At 72.9% G+C, this 22,853-nt stretch carries 16 protein-coding genes; 10 read left to right on the forward strand and 6 right to left on the reverse strand.

Annotated elements, in window-relative coordinates; all coding sequences use genetic code 11:
• Positions 1–451 precede the first annotated feature (451 nt).
• Entirely contained in the window at positions 452–1,837 is a 1,386-nt protein-coding gene (locus BXA11_RS20115) for an ROK family transcriptional regulator (protein ID WP_143734411.1), read from the forward strand.
• Here the strand turns inward: BXA11_RS20115 and BXA11_RS20120 are convergent.
• Complete coding sequence (locus BXA11_RS20120; RefSeq protein ID WP_076436749.1) at positions 1,809–3,008, reverse strand: cytochrome P450; 1,200 nt, start codon at positions 3,006–3,008, stop codon at positions 1,809–1,811. The genes BXA11_RS20115 and BXA11_RS20120 overlap by 29 nt on opposite strands.
• Before the next feature lie 191 nt (positions 3,009–3,199).
• Between BXA11_RS20120 and BXA11_RS20125 the strand changes: the two genes are divergently transcribed.
• On the forward strand, positions 3,200–3,544 hold the full coding sequence (locus tag BXA11_RS20125) for an MmcQ/YjbR family DNA-binding protein (RefSeq protein ID WP_030506186.1): 345 nt from the start codon (positions 3,200–3,202) through the stop codon (positions 3,542–3,544).
• Between the two features lie 30 nt (positions 3,545–3,574).
• On the opposite strand, the gene BXA11_RS45410 is transcribed toward BXA11_RS20125, so the two are convergent.
• Positions 3,575–6,466 (reverse strand): ATP-binding protein, encoded by a 2,892-nt coding sequence (locus BXA11_RS45410; RefSeq protein ID WP_076436751.1) that lies wholly within the window; start codon positions 6,464–6,466, stop codon positions 3,575–3,577.
• Positions 6,467–6,899: 433 nt separating this feature from the next.
• On the opposite strand from BXA11_RS45410, the gene BXA11_RS20135 reads away from it, so the two are divergent.
• From BXA11_RS20135 to BXA11_RS20155, 5 genes are read left to right on the forward strand one after another with little or no spacing between them, the layout of a single operon-like run.
• Positions 6,900–9,155: a TOMM precursor leader peptide-binding protein gene (locus BXA11_RS20135; protein WP_076436753.1), complete on the forward strand. Its 2,256-nt coding sequence runs from the start codon at positions 6,900–6,902 to the stop codon at positions 9,153–9,155.
• Between the two features lie 16 nt (positions 9,156–9,171).
• Positions 9,172–10,677: a SagB/ThcOx family dehydrogenase gene (locus BXA11_RS20140; RefSeq protein WP_076436755.1), complete on the forward strand. Its 1,506-nt coding sequence runs from the start codon at positions 9,172–9,174 to the stop codon at positions 10,675–10,677.
• Positions 10,674–11,486 carry a biotin/lipoyl-containing protein gene (locus BXA11_RS20145; RefSeq protein WP_159454813.1) on the forward strand — a complete coding sequence of 271 codons (813 nt, stop codon included), beginning with the start codon at positions 10,674–10,676 and terminating at the stop codon, positions 11,484–11,486. Before BXA11_RS20140 ends, BXA11_RS20145 begins: the two co-directional genes overlap by 4 nt.
• An 11-nt stretch (positions 11,487–11,497) precedes the next feature.
• The gene (locus tag BXA11_RS20150) at positions 11,498–13,750 is read left to right on the forward strand and encodes an NHLP family bacteriocin export ABC transporter peptidase/permease/ATPase subunit (RefSeq protein ID WP_030506181.1); all 2,253 of its coding nucleotides are present in this window, start codon (positions 11,498–11,500) and stop codon (positions 13,748–13,750) included.
• Positions 13,747–16,722: an NHLP bacteriocin export ABC transporter permease/ATPase subunit gene (locus tag BXA11_RS20155; protein WP_143734412.1), complete on the forward strand. Its 2,976-nt coding sequence runs from the start codon at positions 13,747–13,749 to the stop codon at positions 16,720–16,722. Before BXA11_RS20150 ends, BXA11_RS20155 begins: the two co-directional genes overlap by 4 nt.
• A gap of 91 nt (positions 16,723–16,813) precedes the next feature.
• Here BXA11_RS20155 and BXA11_RS20160 read toward each other — a convergent pair whose 3' ends face one another.
• The 3 genes from BXA11_RS20160 to BXA11_RS20170 are packed head-to-tail and all read right to left on the reverse strand — an operon-like array spanning position 16,814 to position 19,211.
• A complete protein-coding gene (locus BXA11_RS20160; protein ID WP_030506179.1) occupies positions 16,814–16,999 on the reverse strand; it encodes a hypothetical protein in 186 nt (61 codons plus the stop codon).
• Complete coding sequence (locus BXA11_RS20165; protein WP_076436762.1) at positions 16,996–17,832, reverse strand: class I SAM-dependent methyltransferase; 837 nt, start codon at positions 17,830–17,832, stop codon at positions 16,996–16,998. Before BXA11_RS20165 ends, BXA11_RS20160 begins: the two co-directional genes overlap by 4 nt.
• Entirely contained in the window at positions 17,829–19,211 is a 1,383-nt protein-coding gene (locus tag BXA11_RS20170; protein WP_159454814.1) for a cytochrome P450, read from the reverse strand. Before BXA11_RS20170 ends, BXA11_RS20165 begins: the two co-directional genes overlap by 4 nt.
• Positions 19,212–19,442: 231 nt before the next feature.
• On the opposite strand from BXA11_RS20170, the gene BXA11_RS20175 reads away from it, so the two are divergent.
• Genes BXA11_RS20175 through BXA11_RS20185 form a run of 3 tightly spaced genes read left to right on the forward strand, consistent with a single transcriptional unit; the run spans position 19,443 to position 21,666 of the window.
• Positions 19,443–19,835, forward strand: a complete 393-nt coding sequence (locus BXA11_RS20175; RefSeq protein WP_197042442.1) for a hypothetical protein — start codon at positions 19,443–19,445, stop codon at positions 19,833–19,835.
• 29 nt (positions 19,836–19,864) lie between these two features.
• Complete coding sequence (locus BXA11_RS20180; protein ID WP_030506175.1) at positions 19,865–20,809, forward strand: ABC transporter ATP-binding protein; 945 nt, start codon at positions 19,865–19,867, stop codon at positions 20,807–20,809.
• Positions 20,809–21,666, forward strand: a complete 858-nt coding sequence (locus tag BXA11_RS20185; protein WP_083744425.1) for an ABC transporter permease — start codon at positions 20,809–20,811, stop codon at positions 21,664–21,666. Before BXA11_RS20180 ends, BXA11_RS20185 begins: the two co-directional genes overlap by 1 nt.
• Before the next feature lie 3 nt (positions 21,667–21,669).
• On the opposite strand, the gene BXA11_RS20190 is transcribed toward BXA11_RS20185, so the two are convergent.
• Positions 21,670–22,833: a cytochrome P450 gene (locus BXA11_RS20190; RefSeq protein ID WP_076436766.1), complete on the reverse strand. Its 1,164-nt coding sequence runs from the start codon at positions 22,831–22,833 to the stop codon at positions 21,670–21,672.
• Positions 22,834–22,853 lie beyond the last annotated feature (20 nt).

Raw genomic sequence — 22,853 nt, forward strand, 5'->3', positions numbered from 1 at the left:
GGGTTGTCCGAAGGGAACGGATCTGGGTCGCCCGGACGGGACGCGCCAGGTTGTCCGAAGGGAACGGGGGCGGGTTTCCCGAATGACGGGCTTCTCTAAGAAATGTTGCGAAGAACCGCGGTCAGCTCGCCTGAGTATCCCCCTACTCATATGTGCAAGCGCAATTCCCCGGTCCGATGAGCGGACCGGGGGGTGCAGGTCCACGCCCAGCGCGAGGGCCGACCTCAGGACGTTGTGGTCACCGGGCACGTGCCGGGCGAGGTCGGCCACTCCACCTCGTGCGGCGCCTCGTCCGTGGTGATCTTCGTGACCGGCACGAGCAGCCATGGGGCGGGAAGGGTGGTTCCAGCGCATCGTGAGCCGCCTGACACGCGCTGCCGAGATCTCCCGCACCCTCGTCCGGCCGCTCGCGATTTGACATAAAACCTACCAATTGTGCATGCTTTCTCGCATGCGGCAATTCACGCCAGAGGTCGTGCTACCGGCGCGACGCGGGCACGAGCAGGCCGTGCTGGGCCTGCTGCGCGCGTACGGCCCGCTCAACCGGGGCGAGCTCAGCCGGCGGTGCGGCCTGTCGCGGACGACCCTGCACGACACGCTCAGCGGACTGCTGGCCGCGGGTGCGGTGGTCACCGCGACGCCGGACGAGGCGCCGCGCGGCCGGGGACGTCCCGCCGAGCGGCTGGCCCTCAACCCCGCGGCCGGTCAGGCCCTCGGCATCGACTTCTCCCGCCGCGCGGTGTACGTCGCGGCCGTCGGCGTGACGTACGAGATCGTGGGCACGGCGGGGGAGGCGCACGCGCCCGGCCTGCCGTGGCCCGACCGGGTGGCGCTCGCCGAGCGGCTCGTCCGCGGGCTGCTCGGCGGCGGGTTGTGGCGCAGGGCGCTCAAGGGCGTCGGCGTGGGCGTCGTGGGCCCGCTGACCGGGGCATGGGATGGGTCTCGGGACGGCGCCCTCTCCGGCGTCGCGGCTCTGCTCGGAGAGCGCTTCGGCGGGCCGGTGCTGCTGGACAACAACACCAGGCTCGCGGCGCTCGCCGAGTCGACGTTGGGCGCGGCCGCCGGTGACCAGGACGCGCTCTATCTGCGGCTGTCGTACGGCGTCGGCGGCGGCGTGGTGGCCGGAGGGGTGTTGCACCGCGGGGCCGACGGGGTGTCCGGGGAGATCGGGCACGTTCCGGTGGACCCGGCCGGGAGGTCCTGCGAGTGCGGCGGCACGGGATGCCTGGAGACCGTCGCCTCGATCAGGGCGGTGCTCGACGCGTATCGCGCCAGGGGCGGCCGGGGCGACGACCTGCCCGCGCTGAAGGCTGCGGTGGAGGCGCGCGACCCGATCGCCCTCGGCCTGCTGTCCGAGGTGGGCGGCCAGATCGGACGGGTGCTCGCCGCGCTGTCCAACGCGATCGGGCCCAGGGTGATCGTCGTCGGCGGCGAGCTGGCCGAGCTCGGCGCCCCGCTCCTGGAGCCCGTCCGAAAGGCCCTGGACGCGGGCGCGGTGCCGATCTCGCGCCATCGGCTGACCCTGCGCCGGGCGGCGCTCGGCGGCGTCGCGGGCGCGCTCGGCGGCGTCGCGTTGGCGCTCGGGGAGTCTCCGCTGCTGTCGCGCTACCCGGCCCCGGAGCCCGAGCCGGAGCCCGGCCCCGCGGCTTCACCCGCCGATTCACGGGCAGGCGGCCCTGCGGATTCGCCGGTCGGCCGGCGCGGCGGGCGGGGCGGGCCCTCACCTCGCCCCGCCGCCGGGTGGGGCGCGGCACAGGCCCGGCCGCGCCGGCCCCTGACTCCGCTGCCGTCGTTGCCGACCCTGCCGGTCAGTCGAGGGCGACGGGCAGCGTCTTGATGCCGTTGATGAAGTAGGACCTCAGCCGGCTGGCCTCGCCGGTCTGCCGGATGCCGGGCAGGCGCTCGGCCAGCACCTCGAAGAGCACCCGAAGCTCCAGCTTGGCCAGATGGTTGCCGAGGCAGAAGTGCGCGCCGCCGCCGCCGAAGCCGATCTGCGGGTTGGGGTCGCGGCCGATGTCGAACTCCTCGGGCCGCTCGAAGACCTCCTCGTCCCGGTTGGCCGCCGCGTAGAAGACCACCACCTTGTCGCCCTCGGCGATCTTCTGGCCGCGGATCTCGGTGTCCGCCGTGGCCGTACGCCGGAACAGGTTGACCGGGGACACCCAGCGGACGATCTCGTCGGCGGCCGTCCTGGCGAGAGAGGGGTCGTCCACCAGGCGCTTCCACTGGTCCGGGTGCTCGAAGAGGGTCAGCATGCCTCCGGACGCCGCGTTCCTCGTGGTCTCGTTGCCCGCCACGATCAGCAGCAGGACGAACAGGTCGAACTCGTCCTCGGTCAGCGTCTGCCCGTCCTCGTCGGGCTGCAGGAGCCTGGTGACGATGTCGTCGCGCGGCTCCTGCCTGCGTGCCGCGGCCAGCGTGTGGGCGTACGAGTAGACCTCGATGGCGGCGGCCTGCCCCTCGTCAGGGCTGGTGGAGTAGTCGGGGTCGTCGCTGCCGATCATGCGGTTGGACCACTCGAAGATCTTGTCCCGGTCCTCGACCGGCGCGCCGAGCAGCTCGCAGATCACGTACAGCGGGAGCGGCGCGGCGATGTCGCGTACGAAGTCGACCTCGGGCTTGTTCTGGACCTCGTCCACCAGAGCGTGGCAGATGTCCCTGATGTGCTCCTCCAGCCGCCCGATCTGGCGGGGGGTGAAGCCGCGGTTGACCAGCGAGCGGCGCCGGGTGTGGTCGGGCGGGTCCTGGTTGAGCATCATCAGCCGCTGGAACTCGCGCTGCTCCTCGGGCATCTCGTCGAACAGCGCCAGTTTCCGCGCCGAGGAGAAGAGGTCGGAGTGACGGGAGACGTGGACGACGTCCGCGTGCTTGGTGAGCGCCCAGAAGCCGGGCCAGTCGCCCTGTCCCTCGTGCCAGTAAACGGGCGCGTTGTCCCTGAGCCAGCGGAGCTGGTCGTGCGGCACTCCGCTGCGCGCGTAGCGGTCCTTGTCGACGAGGTCGATTTCCATGACATCACCTAATCGGGTTTGGCTGCCCTTGGTAAGAGGGACGATCGCCCTGCCGGCGCTCGGCGAGAGTGCGGTCACGCGTCAGTGATACTGAAACGTGTTCTATTACGGAGCCTTCGGCCCGTCAAGCGGCCCGCGGGTGACGGATCGCTGTGGCGGCCTTGTCGGTGGGCTCTGGTACGACTGGGCGCATGGGTGTGAGCGTCGAGGAGTTCCTGTCCATGCTGGACCGGTTGCCCGAGGTCGGCCAGGGCGAGGGCGGCGACTGGGTCTCGTTCAAGGTGCGCGGCAAGGGTTTCGCCTACCTGTGGGAGCGCACCGAGACGGTGGGCCTCAAGGCGACGATCGAGGAGCAGATCGCGCTGGTGGCCGAGCGGCCCGAGGTGTTCGAGCCGCAGTTCACCGCCGGGCGTTTCGGCTGGGTCGTGGTCCATCTGCCGAAGATCGACCCTGACGAGCTGTTCGAGCTGGTGACCGAGGCGTGGTGCCTGACGGCGCCGAAGTCCCTCGTCGAGGCGCACGAAGCCCGGCCGTGAGGCCGGCGGGCCACCGGCCGAGCAGGGGCCCTACGCCTCCTGGCCGTGCCATTCCCCCCGGCCGTGCCGTTCCTCCTGGCCGCGCCGCTCCTCCTCGCCGGCGCGGGGGCGGGTCTCGGCCGGGCGCTCGCCGAGCCGCCTGACGACCTCCGCGAGCTCGGCGCGGGTGTGGATGCCGAGCTTGCGGTAGATGCGGGCGAGGTGGGTGTCCACGGTCCGCTTGCTGATGGACAGCTCGGTCGCGACCTGGAGGTTGCTCATGCCGCGCAGGACCAGGTCGGTGACCCGTCTCTCCCCGGCCGTCAGGGGTGACGGGCCGTCGGCCTGCCCGCCGCGGGCCCGGCTGCCGATCGTGGCGAGGTTGCGCTCGGCGAGCGTGGCGAGCCGTACGGCGCCGCAGCCGTCGGCCAGGTCGTACGCCTCGCTGAGGGTGTCGTGGGCACGGCGCGTGTCCCCGGCGGCCCGCAGGGCGATGCCCAGGCGCACCATCGCCCGGATGCGCTCGATGCCACCGGGCCCGTCGAGCACGGACAGCGCCTCGACGAGCAGGTCGAGCCGGCGGGTGCCCTCGGCGGTCGTGCTCGCGGTGCTCAGCGCGCGGCCGATGCCGTCGGGCGCGCCCCAGGCCCGGGCCAGCTCGAGCTCCTCCTCGGCCAGGCGGTGGGCCGGCCCGCGCTGGCCGAGCCGCAGGTAGGCCAGCGCCGCCTGGCCGCGCCAGCCCGCGCACGCCGGGTTCACCACCCCCGCCGACAGCAGCTGCCGCCCGGCCTCGAGCAGGGCCGGCAGCCCCTCGCGCACGTCGCCCCTGGCGACCGCCACCCGGCCCTGAACCTCCAGCAGGGCCGCCTGCAGGAGGGGGTGCACCGGTTCGCGCGCGGTGACCTCGTCGAACAGCGCGTCGGCGACGTCGAGTTCGTCGCGTTCGAGGAGCACGCGGGCCATGCAGGACACGGCGGCGACGTGCAGCCCGGAGGCCTGCGAGCCGCGCGCGAAGTGGACGGCGTCGCGGGCGTGCGCCAGCGACGCGCGCAGCTCCCCCCTGCGATAGGCGATGTCCGACAGCAGCGTGACGGCGAGGGCCTGCCCGGTCATCGAGGCCCGCGCCCGCGCCTCCAAGGCCACCTGCTCCGACCAGTACGCCGCCTCGTCCACGCGGCCCGCCCACACCAGCGCCATGACCAGCGTCGGCGGGATCGGCCCGCCCCCGTCGAGGCAGCGCCGGACCAGGGTCAGCGTGCGGTCGAGGTGCCTGCCCCTGGCCGCGCCGGACAGCGCGGCGGAGGCGAGGTAGTCCTGCGCCCCCGCGCTGGTGGCGGCGCCGGGTTCGGCGTTGAGCTGCCGCATCGCCGCGCGCGAGCCGTATGACTGGCCGGTCAGCAGCGCCTGCGCGCCGAGCCGCAGCAGCACCTCGCGGTCGGGGAGTCCGCCGGGCGGATCGTCGTCGAAGCCCCGGGCGATGTCGCAGAAGTTCGCGGCGGCCTCGGGGGAGTTGAGCGTGAGCAGGGCTGAGGCGAAGGGGGCCAGGAAGTCCGCCCGCTCGCCGGTGTCGCCGGCGAGGGCGGTCACGGTGCGGAAGTGCCGCAGGCAGGCGGGGATGTCGAGGTGCACCTCGACGGCGCCCAGCTCGGCCGTCACCTGCAGGACGGCATGGTCCTTGGCCGTGGCGAGCGCGCGGTGGAGATAGCGGGTCGCGTCCTCCCAGGCGTTCTCGGAGACCGCCTCCCGCGCGGCCTCGCGCAGCACCGACACGGCCCACGGGTCGCCGGTGGGGCTCGCCGACAGCAGGTGCCGGGCCGACCGCTTGGGCGGCGAGCCGAGGCGGTGCAGCAGCGAGGCCGCCCGCCGGTGCATGTCGTCGCGCGTCCGGGGGTCCATGCGCGCGAGGATCGTCGACTGGACGAGGTCGTGGGTGAACCGCTGCGGGGGGCTGCCCTCCAGCAGGCCCGCCCCCGCGAGCGCGTGCCCCGCCTCCTCGGCCGCGACCGCGCCGTAGCCGGCCAGCATCGCCGCGGTCTCCAGCCCGGCGTACGGCGCGATGATGGCCAGGCTCTGCAGGAGAGCGAGGAGGGACGGATATCTGGCGCCGAGCCATTCCAGGACGGTCTCCGACAGGGCCGTCGCGCCGATCCGCATCACCCGGGGCAGCTCGGACCGGTGCGGCAGGACGTCGGCGGCGGCCAGCCGTCCCGCCGTCTCCAGCAGGAGCAGCGGATTGCCCTTGGTCAGCCGGTGGCAGGCCGCGACGATCTCGTCGTCCACCGGGGCGCCCAGCGCCGACTCCATGAGGGTGGCGGCGCATCTCCGGCACAGCGCAGAGGGCCGCAGCGACCGCGCGTACGGCAGTGCCAGGATGTCCCGGACCGCGTCGCCGGCGCTGCGGTCCTCCACGTCGCAGGTCAGGATCATCACGATGGGCAGGCCGTCGAGCCGCCTGGCGATGTAGGAGCACCACTGCGCCGACTGCGGGTCGGCGTGGTTGAGATCGTCGACCGCGATGACCAGCGGCTGTCCCGCGGTCAGCGAGCGGGTGGCCCGATAGAGGTCGTCGAGCAGCGTGGCGGGCACGGCGGGCGCGTTCCCGTCGTACGGCACCGCCGTCAGCGCGGGCGCGCGCACGCCTCCGTCGAGGACGGCGGCGGGGGCGCCGGGCTCGGCCCGTCCCGAGCCGCTCATCATCGGGTCGAACAACTGCCGGACGATGCCGAACGCGAAGCCGCGCTCGTCGGCGTGGCCCCGGGCGCTCAGCACGACCCCGCCCGGCCTGCGGGCCAGCGCCGCGTGCAGCAGCCGGGTCTTCCCGATCCCTCGCGTGCCCTGAATCACCAGTACGGCGGGCCTTCCTTCGCGAAGCCCCGCCAGTACCTCGTCGACGACCTCTAGCTCCTTGTCCCGGTGCAGTAGTACCGGCCGCCCTGAGGCCATCCCTACCCCCGGACCATGTACCGATTTTTCTCGACATACGGATCATGCCGGACAGGGCCAGCGGGTTGTCAATACTTGAAATCGGGATGAGTAAACACAATGGTACTGACCGGTGAAAGCAACATATCGTCATGATTTCCTGTCCGCCGGATAGGAAGATCGCCCTTCCGTTCCGGAACCCCTATGGCGTAGGGGATCCGGGCGACCGAATCATCACCGCAGGCCGGCGGTCAAGGCTCTGCGGGGCGATGCGCATACGTATTCCGCCGCGCCGCCCGCGATACGCATCACCGTACGCACAGGTCGTGATCCCGCTTTGTGCGCGCCCGTTGTACGTATGCGTCCGCGGGGAGATAAATACGTCTTTACTTTTTCCGTAAGGCAATGGAATTCTCCGCTCATCGGCTTAATCACGGAGTGAATGGCGGGGGGCATGGAACGGCCACGGCTCAAGGCGCACTTCACCACCGAAGTCCTCGACGACGCGAAAGTCTTCCTATTGGCGGAAGGCCAGCACTATCTCGTACGCGGCGCGGGCTCGGGCCGCGTACTTCCCTATCTCGACGGCCGGCACACGGTGATGGACATCGTCCAGGCCCTCGCCGGCGAACTGTCCCCGGCCCAGGCGGTGCTCGCCGTCCGGCGTTATGAGGTCGCCGGGCACCTGGTCGAGGGCCGACCGCCCCTGACCGACCCGGTGCTCGCTTTCTGGGACGCGCAGGGCGTCGATCCCGCGGCCGTCGTCACGGCCCTGGAGCAGACGACCTTCCGGATTTTCGCGGGCGCGGGCGTCGACCCCGGCCCGGTCGAGGCGCTGCTGCGCGAGCACGGGCTGCGCACCGCTCCGGACGGCGACGGCCCGGTCGTGGCGGTGGTGGACGACTACCTCGACCCGGGCCTGGAGAAGCTCAACGCCGAGTGCCTGGCGGCCGGCCGGCCCTGGGTGCTGGTCAGGCCGACCGGCACGGTGGCCTGGCTGGGACCGCTGTTCCAGCCGGGGGAGACGGGCTGCTGGGCCTGCATGTCCCAGCGGATCGAGGGCAACCGGCAGGTCGAGCGCTACCTCGCGGGCAAGCGGGGCGACGGGCGGCCGACGCATCCGGTCCGCGAGTCCCTGCCGGGCGGCGCGGCGGCGGTGGGCGGGCTGCTCGCGGCCGAGCTCGCGCGGGCCGCCGCCACCGGCAGTCCCTCGACCCTGCAGGGCAAGATGATCACCATCGACCTGCGCGCGCTCACCAGCGCCGAGCACCAGCTGATCCGGCTGCCGCAGTGCCCGGTGTGCGGCGACCCGTCGCTGATCCGCGATCGCGAGCCGAAGGTGGCGCTGGCCGCGCGGACCGCCCGGCACGCGACCGACGGCGGCTACCGGGTCGAGCAGCCCTCGGCGACGTACGCCCGGCTGGAGCGGCACATCAGCCCCTACCTGGGCGCGGTCACCCGGCTGCGGCCGTGGGCCGACGAGGACAACGGCGTGACCTACAGCTTCACCGCCGGTCACAACTTCGCCATGCTCGGCGACAACATGGACCTGCTGCGCCGCAACCTGCGCGGACAGAGCGGCGGCAAGGGCCGGACCGAGATCCAGGCCAAGGTCAGCGCCCTGTGCGAGGCGATCGAGCGCTACTCGGGCGTGTGGCGAGGCGAGGAGCCGGTGCTCAAGGCGGCCTACGCCGACCTCGACGAGGGTCTCGCGGTCCACCCGGCCGACCTGCTGCTGTTCTCCGACACGCAGTACGGCCACCGGGACGCCTGGAACAGCGACCCCTCGCACCGGCTGCACCTGGTGCCCGAGAGGTTCCGCACGGACCTGCCGCTCGACTGGTCGCGGGCCTGGTCGCTGACCGCCGACGAGGAGCGGCTGATCCCCGCCGGCTACGCCTGGTACGGACATCCCGACCTGGAACGCCACTTCTACTGCGTCGGCGACTCCAACGGCAACGCCTCCGGCAACACGCTGGAGGAGGCGATCCTCCAGGGGTTCTGCGAGGTCGTGGAGCGGGACGCCGTCGCGCTGTGGTGGTACAACCGGGCCCGGCGGCCCGCCTTCGACCTCGACTCGCTCAACGACCCGTACATCGACACGTTGCGCGAGTTCTACGCCGACATGGGCCGCAGCCTGTGGCTGCTCGACCTGACCAGCGACCTCGGCGTCCCGGCCTTCGCCGGCGTCTCCCACCGCCTCGACCACCCGGTGCAGGACATCATCGTGGGCTTCGGCGCCCACCTCGATCCCCGGATCGCCGCGCTGCGGACGCTGACCGAGGTCAACCAGTTCCTCCCGTCCGTACGCCGCAGGGACGAGAACGGCGAGACGATCTACCACGACGACGACATCGCGACGCTCCGCTGGTGGAAGGAGACCACGCTCGACAGCGACCCCTGGCTGCTGCCCGACCCCGCGCAGCGCCCCCGCACGCTCGCGGACTACCGGGTGCCCGAGGGCGCCGACCTCGCGGCGGACGTCGAGACCTGCGTCGCCAGGGCCGCCGGGTGCGGCCTGGAGGTGATCGTCCTCGACCAGACGCGGCCGGATCTGGAGCTCAGCGTCGCCCGGGTGCTGGTCCCGGGCATGCGGCACTTCTGGCGCCGGCTTGGCCCGGGCCGCCTGTACGACGTCCCCGTGGCCCTCGGCTGGCGGACGGAACCGGCTCTGGAGGAGGAGCTCAACCCCACCAGCGTCTTCTTCTGACCCGATAGGGGGAGCAATGCACACCGTTCAGGTGCGGCTGCGCCGCGACGCCGGCCTGTCCGAACCGGAGAAGACGCCGGGGGCGGTCACCCTGGCCACGCCGTTCGGCCCCGCCACGCTGCGGGGCCTGCCACCGGGCGCGGTCGCCGCGCTGCGCGTCCTCGCCCGCGGCGGCGCGACCGAGGACGAGCTGGCCGAAACCGTCACCGAGCACGACGGCGAGGGCGGGCTGCTGCGCTGGCACCTGCTGCTGCGCAAGCTGTCGGCCGGGGCGTTGCTGGAGCGGGCCGTCCTGGTGCCGTTCGGCGGGAAGGTGGTGCCGTCCGGCGGGGAGGTGGTGCCGTCCGGCGGCGAGCCGGTGGCCGTGCTGCGCCCGTACGGCGGCGGCCCGCTGCGCCCGGCCGCGCCGCTCGCCGCCGACGCCCGCGTGCGCCTGTCGAGGTTCGCCGTCGCGGCGCCTGAGGACGGCAGGCTCGTGGTGCGCGCACCCCGCAGCCCCCTCGGGGTCGAACTCGCCCCGGCCGCCGCACCGCTGCTCGGCCTGCTCGCGGACTGGACGGTCCCGGCCGGCCTCGCCTGCCCGGGCCTGCCGGACGAGACCACGGCGGCGGTGCTCGGCCTGTTCGCCGACGCCGGGCTGCTGGTGCGGCCGACGCCGGAGGGGGAGGACCCCGAGCGCGGCGCCGCCCCGCTCGCCCAGTGGTCGCCGGCCGACCTGTGGCTGCACACCCGCACCAGGGAACCCCGGACGACCGGGCGCTACGGCGGCACCTATCCCCTGCGGGGCGTGCAGGATCCGCTGCCGGTGGCGCCGCCGGCCTTCGCCGGTGACCGGATCGCCCTGGAGCCGCCGGACCTGGACGCGATCGCGAAGACCGAGGCGAGCCTGACCGAGGTGCTCGAGGCCCGCCGCTCGATCCGCGAGCACGACGCCGCCGACCCGATCACCCTCGATCGCCTGGGCGAGCTCCTCTACCGCACGATGCGCCAGCGGCGCACCTTCACGGGGGAGGACGGCCAGGAGCTGGCCGACCGGCCCTACCCGTCCGGCGGCGCCGTCCACGAGCTGGAGGTCTACCCCCTCGTCGTCTCCTGCGAGGGCCTGGAACCCGGCTTATGGCACTACGCCGCCCACGCGCACGTGCTGGAACGGGTGGCCGATCCCGGCCCGGCGACCCGCACGCTGCTCGACCGCGCCAAGGCGGCGGCCATGATGACCGAGGACCCCCAGGTCCTGCTGATCGTGACCGCCCGCTTCGGGCGGGTGATGTGGAAGTACGAGACCATCGCGTACTCGCTGATCCTCAAGCACGTGGGCGTGCTCTACCAGACCTTCTACCTGGTGGCCACGGCCATGGGCCTGGCGGTCTGCGGGCTCGGCGGCGGGGACGCCGCGGAGTTCGCCGCGGCCAGCGGGCTCGACCCGCACGCGGAGGGCAGCGTGGGCGAGCTCCTGCTCGGCAGCAGGCGGGGCGGCGCGGCGGGGACGCCGCCGGGATGGTCTCCGGAGGTGCCGGCATGAAGTTCCGGCTGAAGGCCCTGCAGCGGATGCGGGAGCCCGACGAGCTCGACTCCCCGACCTTGCTCGCCTCCCCGCGCGGCTGGATCGCCACGTTCGTCGTGCTCATCGTGGTCGTCGCCGCGGGGGTGTGGTCGTTCGTCGGCCGGCTGCCGGTCACCGTCACCGCCAAGGGGCTGCTGACCCATCCTGCGGGCACCGCCCAGCTGCAGAGCCCGTACACCGGGACCGTGCGGAACCTGATGGTGAGTCCCGGCCTGCGGGTGGTGCGCGGGCAGGCGGTCGCGGAGGTCCTGCGGGCCGACGGCACCGTGCGCACCGTGAGCAGCCCGTTCAGCGGCGAGGTCGTCACCACCTCGGCGAGCGAGGGCGCGATGGTCCGCGAGGGCGACAGGCTGCTCGCGATGGAGAGGACCGACGCCCCCCGCGACCGCCTGGTCGCGATGCTGTTCGTGCCGGGCGACCACGCGCTCGGCATCGCCCCCGGCCGTACGGTCGACCTCGCGGTCTCCAACGCCCCGCCCGGCGTGTTCGGGCTGCTGCGCGGCAGGGTGACCTCGATCAGCCCCTACCCGCTGATGGCGGAGGGCGTCTCCGCCCTGGTCGGCGGGGACCTCGCGGCGCGCGGCTACCTCACCGCGGAGCCGCCCCGCCTGGTGATCGTCGACCTCCTCTCCGACCCCAGGACCACCTCCGGATACTCCTGGACGACCGAGACCGGCCCCCCGATGGAGCTGCAGTCGCAGGTCACGGTGACGGGCACCGTCACGCTCAGCAGCCAGACGCCCTTCAACCTGCTCCTCGGACGCTGAGAAGGAGACGGATGAGCCAGGTCACGGCCCCCCGCGCCGACGCCGCACCGTCCGGCGCCCCGCGCCGGAGCGCTCCCCGCAAACGGGGCGGCCGGCGCGGGAGCACGCCGACCGTCATCCAGATGGAGGCCGTCGAGTGCGGAGCCGCCGCCCTCGCCATGGTCCTCGGCCACTACGGCAAGTTCGTGCCTCTGGAGGAGCTGCGGGCGGCCTGCGCGGTGTCCAGGGACGGCGCGAAGGCGTCCAGCGTGATCGCCGCCGCCCGCAAGTACGGTCTGGAGGCCAAGGGCTTCCAGATGGAGCTGGACGACCTGCGCGACATCGTCAAACCGGCGATCATCTTCTGGGCGTTCCAGCACTTCATGGTCGTCGAGGGCATCCGCACCCGCTTCGGCAGGCCGGTGGTGGCGGTCAACGACCCCGCGAGCGGCCCGCGCGTGCTCGACTGGGACGAGTTCGACTCGGGCTTCACCGGCATCGTGCTGACCTTCGAGCCCGGGCCCGGGTTCCGGCCCGGCGGCCGGCCCACCCGGGTGGCCGAGGCGCTGCTGTCGCGCCGCATGCCCTCCGGCCGGGCGCTGCCGCTGGTGCTGCTGGCCAGCCTGCTGCTGGTCGTGCCCGGGATCATCGCGCCGGCGTTCAGCCGGGTGTTCATCGACCACATCCTCACCGGCCGCGACCCGGGATTCATCCTGCCGCTGCTGCTGGCGATGTCGGTGACCGCCCTGGCGATGTTCGTGCTGACCTCGGTCCAGCGGCACTACCTGCTGCGGATGGAGATACGGCTGGGGCTGGTCAGCTCCGCCCGGTTCTTCCGCCATCTGTTACGCCTGCCGGTGGAGTTCTTCCTGCAACGCAGGCCCGCCGAGGTCGCGAGGCGGGTGTCGGCCAACGACATGGTCGCCGAGATCCTGTCCAGGGACCTGGCGATCACCGTCGTCAACCTCGTGCTCGTGCTCTTCTACGCGGTCGTCCTGATCCGCTACGACCTGCTGCTCGGCCTCATCGGCGTGGGCATGGCGCTGCTCAACATCCTCGTGCTGCGGCAGGTGTCCAGAGCCAGGACCGACGCGGTGGCCGCGCTGCGGGCCGATCTCGGCAACCTCACGTCGGCCACCTTCAACACCCTGCAGCTCGTGGAGACCGTCAAGGCCACCGGCGCCGAGCCCAGCGCGTTCCAGCGATGGGCGGGCTTCCTGGCCAAGGCCGTGACCGCCCGGCAGCGGCTGGGCGTGCCCAGCGCGGTCATCACGGTCGTGCCCCCGCTGCTCGCCGGGGTCAACAGCGGGCTCATCCTGCTCGTCGGCGGCCTGAGGGTGGTGGACGGCGCGGTCAGCGTCGGCCTGCTTGTGGCCTTCCAGAGCCTGCTCGGCTCGCTGTCGCGGCCGGTCACCCAGCTCACGAACCTCGGCGGGCGTCTGCAGGACATCTCGGCCGACATCACCCGGCTGTACGACGTGGAACGCCACCCCCGCTCGCCCGTCTTCGACCGGCCGGACAGGCCCGCGGGCAGCCGGCTCGACGGGGCGATCACCTTCGAGCAGGTGACGTTCGGGTACAACCCGCTGGCCAAGGCGGTCATCAAGGACGTGTCGTTCTCGGTGGTGCCCGGCCGGCGGGTGGCGATCGTCGGGAGCTCGGGGAGCGGGAAGTCGACCGTCGGCCGGCTCGTGGCGGGGCTCTACCGGCCGGCGTCGGGCCGGGTGCTGCTCGACGGGCGCGACCGCGAGGAGATCTCCAGGACCGAGCTGGCGGCCTCGGTCGCGTACGTGGACCAGGACATCTCGCTGTTCGAGGGCACAGTGCGCGACAACCTCACGCTGTGGAGCGACGACGTCTCCGACGAGGTCGTCACCGCCGCGCTGCACGACGCGGCCATCTTCGACGTCATCTCCGCCCGGCCCGGCGGGCTCAACAGCCGGGTGCGCGAGGGCGGGCGCAACTTCAGCGGCGGGCAGCGCCAGCGGCTGGAGCTGGCCAGGGCGCTCGCCGGGCAGCCGACCCTGCTCGTCCTCGACGAGGCGACCAGCGCGCTCGACCCGGAGACCGAGCGGGTGATCGCCGACAACCTGCGCCGCCGGGGATGCGCCTGCCTGATCATCGCCCATCGGCTGTCGACCGTACGGGACGCCGACGAGATCCTCGTGCTGCACCAGGGCGAGGTGGTGGAGCGCGGCACGCACGAGGACCTCGTGCGCCTCGGCGGCCACTACGCGCGGCTGATAGAGAACGCCCAGCCGGGCGGTGAGGGGATGGACCAATGAGCGTCCCGACAGTGACGCCGGCCTCGACGTTCTCGCCGTTCTTCACCGACGCGGCCACGCCCATCGACTACTCCGCCGACCGCTTGCTCGTGCTGGCCGACCTGCGCGAGGTGCTGCTGGTCGAGCGCGGCGCGGTCGACCTGTTCGCCGTACGCCTCGAGAACGGCAGGCCGGTCGGCAGATGGAACTACCTGTGCCGGGTGCGGCAGGGCGCGCTGGTGCTCGGCTCGCCGCGCGGCCCCAGGCACAGCATCGTCGGGCGGCCGGTGCTCGGCGCCCGCGTGTCGAGCCTGCCGCTGGCCCGGCTTGAGGGCCTGTCGGCCCGGCGCGTCGACGGCCCGTCCGAGTCGGGGAAGGTGGTCCGCGGCCTGCCCACCCGCGAGTACGGCATGGCGGTGCGCGAGTTCGTGCGGGGCCTGGAGGCCGGTGTGGTGGCGCTCGCCGCGTCGATGCGCGACACGCTGCCCCCGCGCGACTTCGTCCCGCTGTCGCCGAACGAGCCCACCGTCGTCCGCGAGGGCGAGGCCGTCCGGTCCGTCGACGGACTCCGGTGGATCACCGTCGAGGACGGTGTCGTCGAGATGCCGGAGGGCGTCGCCGGTCAGCTCAGCGCCGGCGCCGAGGTCTGCGTCACCGAGCGGGACTGGCTGATGGCGCTGGGCCCGGCCCGGCTGCGCGCCCGGTCGACCCTCGACCTGCTGGGCGCGGGCGAGCTGTGGCACCGGTGGGTCGAGTACACCACCCGCTTCCTCTACATGATCGACCGGCGGATCGAACGCCGGAACTCGACCGAGTTGAGGGCACTGACGAGCCGGGCCGAGCGGGGCGGGGACGTGCTGCGCAGCACCGCCCGCGGGTTCGACACGCTGGTGCGCGACACCGAGGCGCGGGTCCGCCTCGCCGACGTGGCGGGCGACCCGCCGGCGCTGGCCGCCGCGCGCCTGGTGGCCTCGCACGCCGGCTTCTCGGTGGTCGCGCCCCCGCCGGGAGGGGCGCACGGCGGCCGGACCGACCCGCTCCAGGCCATCGCGCTCGCCTCGGGCGTGCGCACCCGCCGGATCAGGCTCGACGATCGCTGGTGGCGGCGGGACATCGGGCCGATGGTGGGCTACCGCTCCTCCGACGGGGAGCCGGTGGCGCTGCTGCCCATCGGGTCGCACTACGTCATGGCCGCGCCGGGGGAGGAACGCGTCACCCCGGTCACCCCGGCGGTGGCCGCCACGCTGACCCGGCACGCCGACGTGCTGTACGAGCCGCTGCCGCCGGCCGTCACCGGGGTGGGCGGGCTGTTGCGGTTCGGCCTGGCCAAGAACCGCAAGGACCTGTGGACCCTGCTCAGCCTTGGGACGCTGGTGGCCTGCATCGGCCTGCTGGTGCCCGCCATGACCGGTCTCGTGCTCGGCACGTACGTGGCCAGGGCCGAGCGCGAGATGATCGTGCAGGGCGCGCTGCTGGTGATCGCGGGCTCGCTCGTGGCGGCCTCGCTCTCCGTGGTGCAGAACTTCGCCGCGCTGCGCATCGAGGGCAGATCGTCGGCCCGCCTGCAGGCGGGCGCCTGGATGCGGCTGCTGTCGCTGCCGGCGACGTTCTTCACCAACTACTCCACGGCAGAGCTGGGCACCACGGTCCTCGGCGTCAGCGTGGTGCAGGAGACGCTGTCCGGCGTCATGACGACGGCGGCCCTCGGCCTGTTCGCCGGCCTGGCCAACCTCGTGCTCGTCTACTTCTACGACGTGCGGCTGGCGCTGATCGCGACGGCGCTCGTGCTGGTGGGGGTGCTCGTGTGCGCGGTCGCGGGCTACTTCGAGGTGCGGCTGCAACGCCGGCTCTACACCCATGAGCAGCGGCTGTCGTCGCGGGTCTTCCAGCTCCTGACGGCCGTGCCGAAGCTGCGGGTGGCGGCGGCCGAGGAGCGGGGCTTCGGGGTCTGGGCGGCGGAGTTCCTCAAGGCGCGCAGCATCGGCGTGTCGGCCCGCCGGGTGCAGAACCTCGTCACGACCTTCAACGCCGGATTCCCGCTGGTCGCGTCGGTCATCGTGTTCGCCGTGGTGGCCGGGCCGATGCTCGGGGACGTGACCGTTCCCGCGTTCCTGGCGTTCTTCGCCGCGTTCAACCTGCTGCTGGCCTCGGTGCTGCAGTTCACCGGCGCGGCGATCACCGCGATGAGCGTGGTGCCCATGTTGGAGCGGCTGCGGCCGATCCTTGCGGCCGAGCCGGAGGAGCACACGGGCAAGGCCGACCCCGGCGAGCTATCGGGCCGGATCGAGCTGTCGCGGGTGTCGTTCCGGTACGGCGAGGACGGGCCGCTCGTGCTGGACGGGGTGGACCTGTCGGTCGAGCCCGGCGAGTTCGTCGCGATCGTCGGCCCGACCGGCAGCGGCAAGTCGACGATCCTGCGGCTGCTGCTGGGCTTCGAGTCGCCGAGCTCGGGAACGGTGCTGTACGACGGCCAGGACCTGGGCGAGCTGGACATCGGCGCGGTGCGCCGCCAGTGCGGGGTCGTCCTGCAGAACAGCTCGCTGCTCGCCGGTGACATCAAGGCCAACATCACCGGCAGCACCGACCACACGATCGACGACGCCTGGGACGCCGCCGCCATGGCGGGGATCGCCGACGACATCGCGAACATGCCGATGGGCATGCACACGGTGCTGTCGGAGGGCACCAACACGTTGTCGGGCGGGCAGCGGCAGCGCATCATGATCGCGCGCGCCCTCGTCTCGCATCCCCGCATCGTGCTGTTCGACGAGGCGACCAGCGCGCTGGACAACCCCACCCAGAAGATCGTCACGGAGAGCACCCGCCAGCTCAACGCCACCCGGATCGTGATCGCCCACCGGCTTTCGACGATCACGGACGCCGACAAGATCGTGGTGCTCGAGCGCGGGCGCATCGTCCAGCAGGGCAGATACCACGAGCTGCTGGAGGACGCCGACGGGCTGTTCGCCCGCCTGGCCCGCCGCCAGATCTGAGGGCCTCTGCTGCGGATCAGGCGGATCAGAGAGCACGGAAACGAGAACCGCCGGCGGACCGTCTCCCGGTCCGCCGGCGGTTCTCGCGTGCTCAGTAGCGCGGTCTGCGGCTCAGCACGATTCCGGCGATGAGGAACACCAGGCCGAGCCCGCCGTACACGAAGGCGTGGGTGGTGGCGGGCGGCTTCACGCTGGCGTTGGCGACGGCCAGCCCGAGGCCCACGATGCCGCTGATGTAACAGAAGATCGCGACGAAGATCTTCCAGAAGGGGCTCATGACGTACTCCGTTCGGATGCGGCGGAACCGCCCGGTGCGGTCCCGGCGACGACGAGGCCGAGCAACATGACCCAGGCGTCGGGGTCGGCGCGGAAACGCCGCCACCGGTCGGCCGCCAGGGCGAGCTCGGGCAGGGTCAGGGCCCCGGCGGCGACCAGCGGCGCCAGCCGCTCCGGGCCCAGGTGGGCGGCGAACGCCTCGGTGGGGCGGTCGTCGTTGGTCGTGGCGAACGGGCGCAGCACCACGTCGCCGAAGCCCGCCCGGCGCAGGAGCCGGGTGAGCTTGCGCCCGATCAGCCGGTCGCCGCCGGCCTGCTGCTGCGCGCCGGTCATGCGGTTGTGGACGCCGGCCATCTCGGGATACATCGGGTCGGCCAGGCCCCACAGCATCGCGTCCACCTCGATCACGACCAGCCGCCCGCCCGGCCGCAGCACCCGCAGCGCCTCGGCCACCACGGCGGCCGGGTCGGCCACGTGCTGCAGTACGTAGCGGAGCAGGACCGTGCCCACGGATCCGTCCGCCAGCGGCAGCCGTACGGCGTCGCAGCCGAGCAGGGGGACCCGGGCGTCCGCCGCGTGCGCCAGCAGCGCGGCGTCGATGTCGGCGGACACCATGGGCAGGTCCGGCAGGGCGGCCCGCAGCCGCCGCGTGACGGCGCCCGAGCCCGCCCCGAGCTCCAGCAGGGGCGCCGGGACGCCGACGTCGAGCAGGACCCGCAGCTCCTCGTCGAAGGAGAGCTCCGCCTGGGCCTCCAGACGCGCCAGCTCGCCGTGCAGGCCCCCGGCGGTCGTCGTGGCCGGGTCGTACGACCCGGCGCCCGTCACGGCGGTCACGGCTCCCTCCGGGCGTCACCGGGCCGCGTCTCCCCGGGGCGCGTCTCCCTGGGGCCCGTCTCCCTGGGGCGGGGGACCATGAGCATGCCGTGCCGGGGGCGCAGCGTGACCAGGGCCTCGGGCTCGACCGGGAAACCGGGGACGAGCTCGGGGCGCACGGCGCGCAGCAGCACGGCCAGCACGAGGGTGGCCTCGACCAGCGCGAAGTGGCGGCCGACGCACACCCGCGGGCCGCCGCCGAAGGGGAGGTACTGGTGCCCGGCGTGGGTGTGCTCGGCCGCGAACCGGTCCGGCGCGTACGTCTCAGGGTCGGGCCAGTACCGGGGATCCCGGTGGAGTACGTACGGGCTTACGCACACGAGCGTGCCCGGAGGTATGGCGTAGCCGCCGACGATGTCGGCCTCGACGGAGCGCCGGGAGATGAGCCACACGGGCGGGTACAGCCGCATGGCCTCCTTGATCGCCCGCTGGCAGGCGGTCAGCCGGGGCAGGTCGGCGGCGGTGGGGGTCCGGTCCCCGCCCAGCACCTCGTCCACCTCCGCGCGCACCGCGCGCGCCGCGTCGGGATGACGGTCGAGGAGGTAGAGCGTCCAGGTCAGGGCCTTGGCCGTGGTCTCGTGCCCGGCCATGACGATCGTCAGCACCTGGTCGCGCAGGTCGGTCGCGCTCATCGCGTGCCCCGAGGCCAGCATCGCGCCGAGCAGGTCGTCGTTCTCCTGGCCGGTGGCCCGGCGGGCGGCCACGATCGTCCGGGTGACGGCGTCGAGGAACGCCTTCGCCCGGCGGAACCCCTCCCGCCCGCCTCCCTCGGAGGCGGGGTCGAAGTGCCCGATGAAGCGGTTGACCTCGTCCACCGCCCGCCCGAAGCCGTCGCCGACGCCCGCGATGTCGGCGCCGAGCATGGCCCGCGCGATGACGGTGAGCGTGAGCGCGGTCAGGTCGTGGTCGACGCGCACGGCCTCGCCGTCCTCGCCGGCCCGCCGCCACCGGGCGGCCAGGTGGGCCGCGGCGTCGGTCATGACCTGGGCGAACCGCTCGACCTCCGTCGGGCGGAAGGCCGGGGCGATCATCTTGCGCTGCCTGGCCCACTCCTCGCCGCCGCTGGTCAGCAGGCCGTTGCCGAGCAGGGGTCGCAGCATGTCGTCGTCGGGCGTGCGGTCCTTGGTGTAGTTGGCGCCGTTGTCCTTCAGCACGTGCCGGGCCAGATCGGGCCGGTGCAGCATGTAGACGGGCGCGCCCTCGGCCTCGTGCCTCGTCACGTCGCCCCAGGCGGCCATTTCCGTGACGAAGCGCAGCGGGTCCTCCCGCATGCTGCTCAGGCTCTGGGCGCCGTCAGGACCCGGCGGCAGGGATACGTAACCGCTGTGCGTATCGGCCATGCCCACCCTCACTTTTTTTGAATACGTATTCGCCCGTGAATTGCGCATGCGATTGGGTGTGAATACGTACTCGGTGATATTTCCTGTTCGGAGCATAGTCCGTGCCGTTCGAGGCCTCAATACTTATGTCGCCGGCCGGAAAATTAAGTCTGTGCCGTTCCCGCCCCGCCGTGTAAGACTTCATTTCGAAAGCGGCGGACAACGCCGTGAAAAAAAGCCGGGAGGCAGGCAATGTCTTTGGACCCGAGACAGCGCGCGGAATTCGTGAACGCGTACACCCGCGTCCTGATCACCGCGTGGTCGAGTGAGGAATACTCGGCGCGGCTGGACTCCGACCCCCGTTCGGCTCTCGCCGAGTCCGGGCTGGAGCTGCCGGCCGGAGCCGAAGTCGTCCTCGTCCGCAACATTCCCGAAGGCCACCACGACAGCAACATCGAGGTGCAGGTCGCCCTCTGGGAGAGGGGCCTCGAGACCGGCCGCTTCGAGCTGCACATCCCCGAGACGCCCCAGGTCGACATGGCCGAGCTGAGCGAGGGCGACCTCGACTCCATCGCCGCCGGCGCGTCCGCGGCCGAGGCGATCGACATCAACTGCTGCTGCTGCCCCTGCTGCTGCTGCACCTGACCGTCACTACCAACTCGGAGGGCTAGGCCATGTCCACGGTCGCCGAGCAGGCGAACCCCGTCCACGTGCGCTCCCTGCGCAAGCGGTACGGCCCGGTGAACGCGGTCGAGGAGGTGGACCTCGACGTTCGGAGCGGCGAGGTGTTCGCCCTCCTCGGGCCGAACGGCGCCGGCAAGACCACCACGGTCGAGATCCTGGTGGGGGTTCGCCGGCGGACATCCGGCGACGTGCGCGTCCTCGGCCGCGATCCGGCCGAGGACGCGCCCGAGTGGCGCGCCAGGATCGGCGTCGTCCCCCAGACGACGGGGGCGTACACCGACCTGACCGTGCGCGAGGTGGTCGAGCACTTCGCGGCGTTCTACCCCGCGCCGCTGCCGGTGGCCGAGGTGATCGACATGGTCGGCCTCGGCAAGCAGGCGCGCAAGCAGACACAGGCGCTCTCCGGCGGGCAGGCACGGCGGCTCGACGTCGCGGTCGGTGTCGTCGGAGACCCCGATCTGATCTTCCTGGACGAGCCGACGACGGGTCTCGACCCCGTCGCCCGCAGGGAGGCGTGGGACCTCGTCCGCTACTTCGCCGACCGGGGCAAGACGACCGTGCTCACCACCCACTACCTCGACGAGGTCGAGGCGCTGGCGCAGCGGGCGGCCGTCATCGTCGGGGGGCGGGTCGTCGAGTCGGGCCCGGTCGCCGAGCTGGGCGGCCGGCGCGCGACACCCGCCGCCGTGAGCTTCACCCGGACGGACGGGCTCGCCACGAGCCTGCCCGCGCTGCCGGGCGACGCCGTGGTGGAGGAGGCCGAGGGCCTGGTGGTCGTGCGCACGCACCACCCGACCGAGGCCATGGCCGCGCTGCTGCCCTGGGCGGCCGCCTCCGGGGTGCGCGAACTGCCGGACCTGCGCATCCATCGGCCGTCGCTCGAGGAGATCTACCTGGACCTCATCCGGAGCAACCAGGAAGGCGGTGTCGTGTGATGAGCGCTCCCGACGCGGTCCTCACCCAGGAGAGCGGCGCGGTGGTCCTCGACCCCGCCCGGTCGATCGTGTGGCGGGCGGCCGTCGCACGGTCGTCGGTCGAGCTCAAGTCGTTCTTCCGCAACAGGCAGTCGCTGGTCTTCACGCTGCTGCTGCCCATCGTGCTGCTGGTCGTGCTCGGCTCCATCTTCTCGGGGACCGTGCCCGGCACCCACACCGACTTCAAGCAGATGTTCATCGCGGGCATCATCGCCTGCGGCGTGATGAGCGTCAGCTTCAACGGGCTGGCCATCAGCGTCGCCATCGAGCGCGACACCGGGATGATCCGCCGGCTGGCCTCCAGCCCCATGCCGAAGTCCGCCTACTTCATCGGCAAGGTGGTCAGGGTGGCCGTGACCGGCACCCTGGAGACGCTCCTGCTGCTCGCCGTGGCCGTGCCGGCGTTCGGGCTGCCGCTGCCCTCGACCGCCGCCCGCTGGGAGACGCTCGTGTGGGTGCTGCTGCTCGGTGCGGTGGCCTGCACGCTGCTTGCCGTGGCGTTCAGCTCGATCATCCCCAACGCCCGGTCGGCCTCGGCCATCGTCACGCTGCCGTTCCTGGTGCTGCAGTTCATCTCGGGGGTGTTCTTTCCCTACAGCCAGCTGCCGGCGTGGATGCAGACGGTCGCGGCCCTGTTCCCGCTCAAGTGGATGACCCAGGGGCTGCGCTCGGTGTTCCTGCCCGGCGACTTCGCCCGCGTCGAGCCCGCGGGCGTCTGGGAGCTCGACCGCGTGGCGCTCGTGCTGGCCGCGTGGTGCCTCGCCGGGCTCGTGCTGAGCTTCCTGACCTTCCGGTGGCGCGGGCCCAACGTGCGCTGACCGTCAGGACAGCCGGATCCGGAACTCGCCCAGCCGGCGCGGCACGAGCACGGGCGCCCAGGCGGGCGGGGCGCCGTCCGCGCGGATCGCGGGGAAACGCTCGGCCAGGCCGCGCAGCAGCAGCGCGCCGGCCTGCCGGACGAGGGGTGCGCCCAGGCAGAAGTGGGTGCCGGCGCCGAAGGCGAGGTGGGGATTGGGAGACCGGGTCAGCACCAGGTCGCCGGGACGGTCGAAGACGGCCGGGTCCCGGTTGGCCGCCGCGACCACGGCGAGCACCCGCGCCCCCGCGGGAATGACCGCGTCCCCGAAGGACACCTCCGCGGTCGTCACCCTCGCGGTGAAGGGGATCGGCGCCTCCAGCCGCAGCAGCTCGTCGACCGCCGTACGGGCGAGTTCGTCGCCGCCCTCGCGCAGGGCCGCCAGGGCCTCGGGGCGCGGCAGCAGCCAGAACAGCGCGTTGCCCACCATCTCGGCCAGCGGGCGCCAGCCGCCGACGACGGCCAGTGAGAGGATGCCGAGCATCTCGGGCCGCGTCAGCCGCTCGTCCTCGGCCAGCCGCGCGATCGCCCCTCCGGGCTCGCGCGCCACGTGCGCGTCGAGGAACCGGGTCAGCTCGCCCATCGCCACGCGGCCCTCCCGCGCGGCCTGGGGCCCCGCCAGCGGGTCCAGGTTGACCGAGGCCCGCCGGGCCAGGTCCGCGAAGGCCGCCTCGTCCTCGCGCGGCACGAGCAGCGTCCGCGCGAGCACGCCGGTCGCGAACGGCTCGCCCAGGTCTCGCGTGACCTCGGCCGCGTCCGCCAGCCCGTCGAGCAGGCCGTCCACGACAGCGGTGAGGGCGGCGGCGAGCTCGCGCACCGCGGCGGGGCCGAGCAGGGCCATGCCGGGGGCGCGCAGCCGGTTGTGGTCGGGCGGGTCGGTGGTCAGCATCGAGGCGGGCAGGTCGTCGTCGCGCACCCGCTCGCGCTGTCCCAGGGCGGCCGAGAACCGGGGGTCCTTGAGCGCGCTCGCACAGTGCTCGTGCGCCGTGAGCAGCCACATCCGGGTCGTGACGTCGAAGTGGACCGGGTCGTTGGCCCGCAGCCAGTCGTACGCCGGATACGGGTCGGACCTGCCGACCGGCGAGAACGGGTGGGCCAGACCGGCCGGAAGCCGGCGGAGAGCGGTCATCGGCGATCCCTCGGGGCTCA

It is taken from the genome of Microbispora rosea, from assembly GCF_900156315.1.
GTDB classification, from domain to species: domain Bacteria; phylum Actinomycetota; class Actinomycetes; order Streptosporangiales; family Streptosporangiaceae; genus Microbispora; species Microbispora rosea.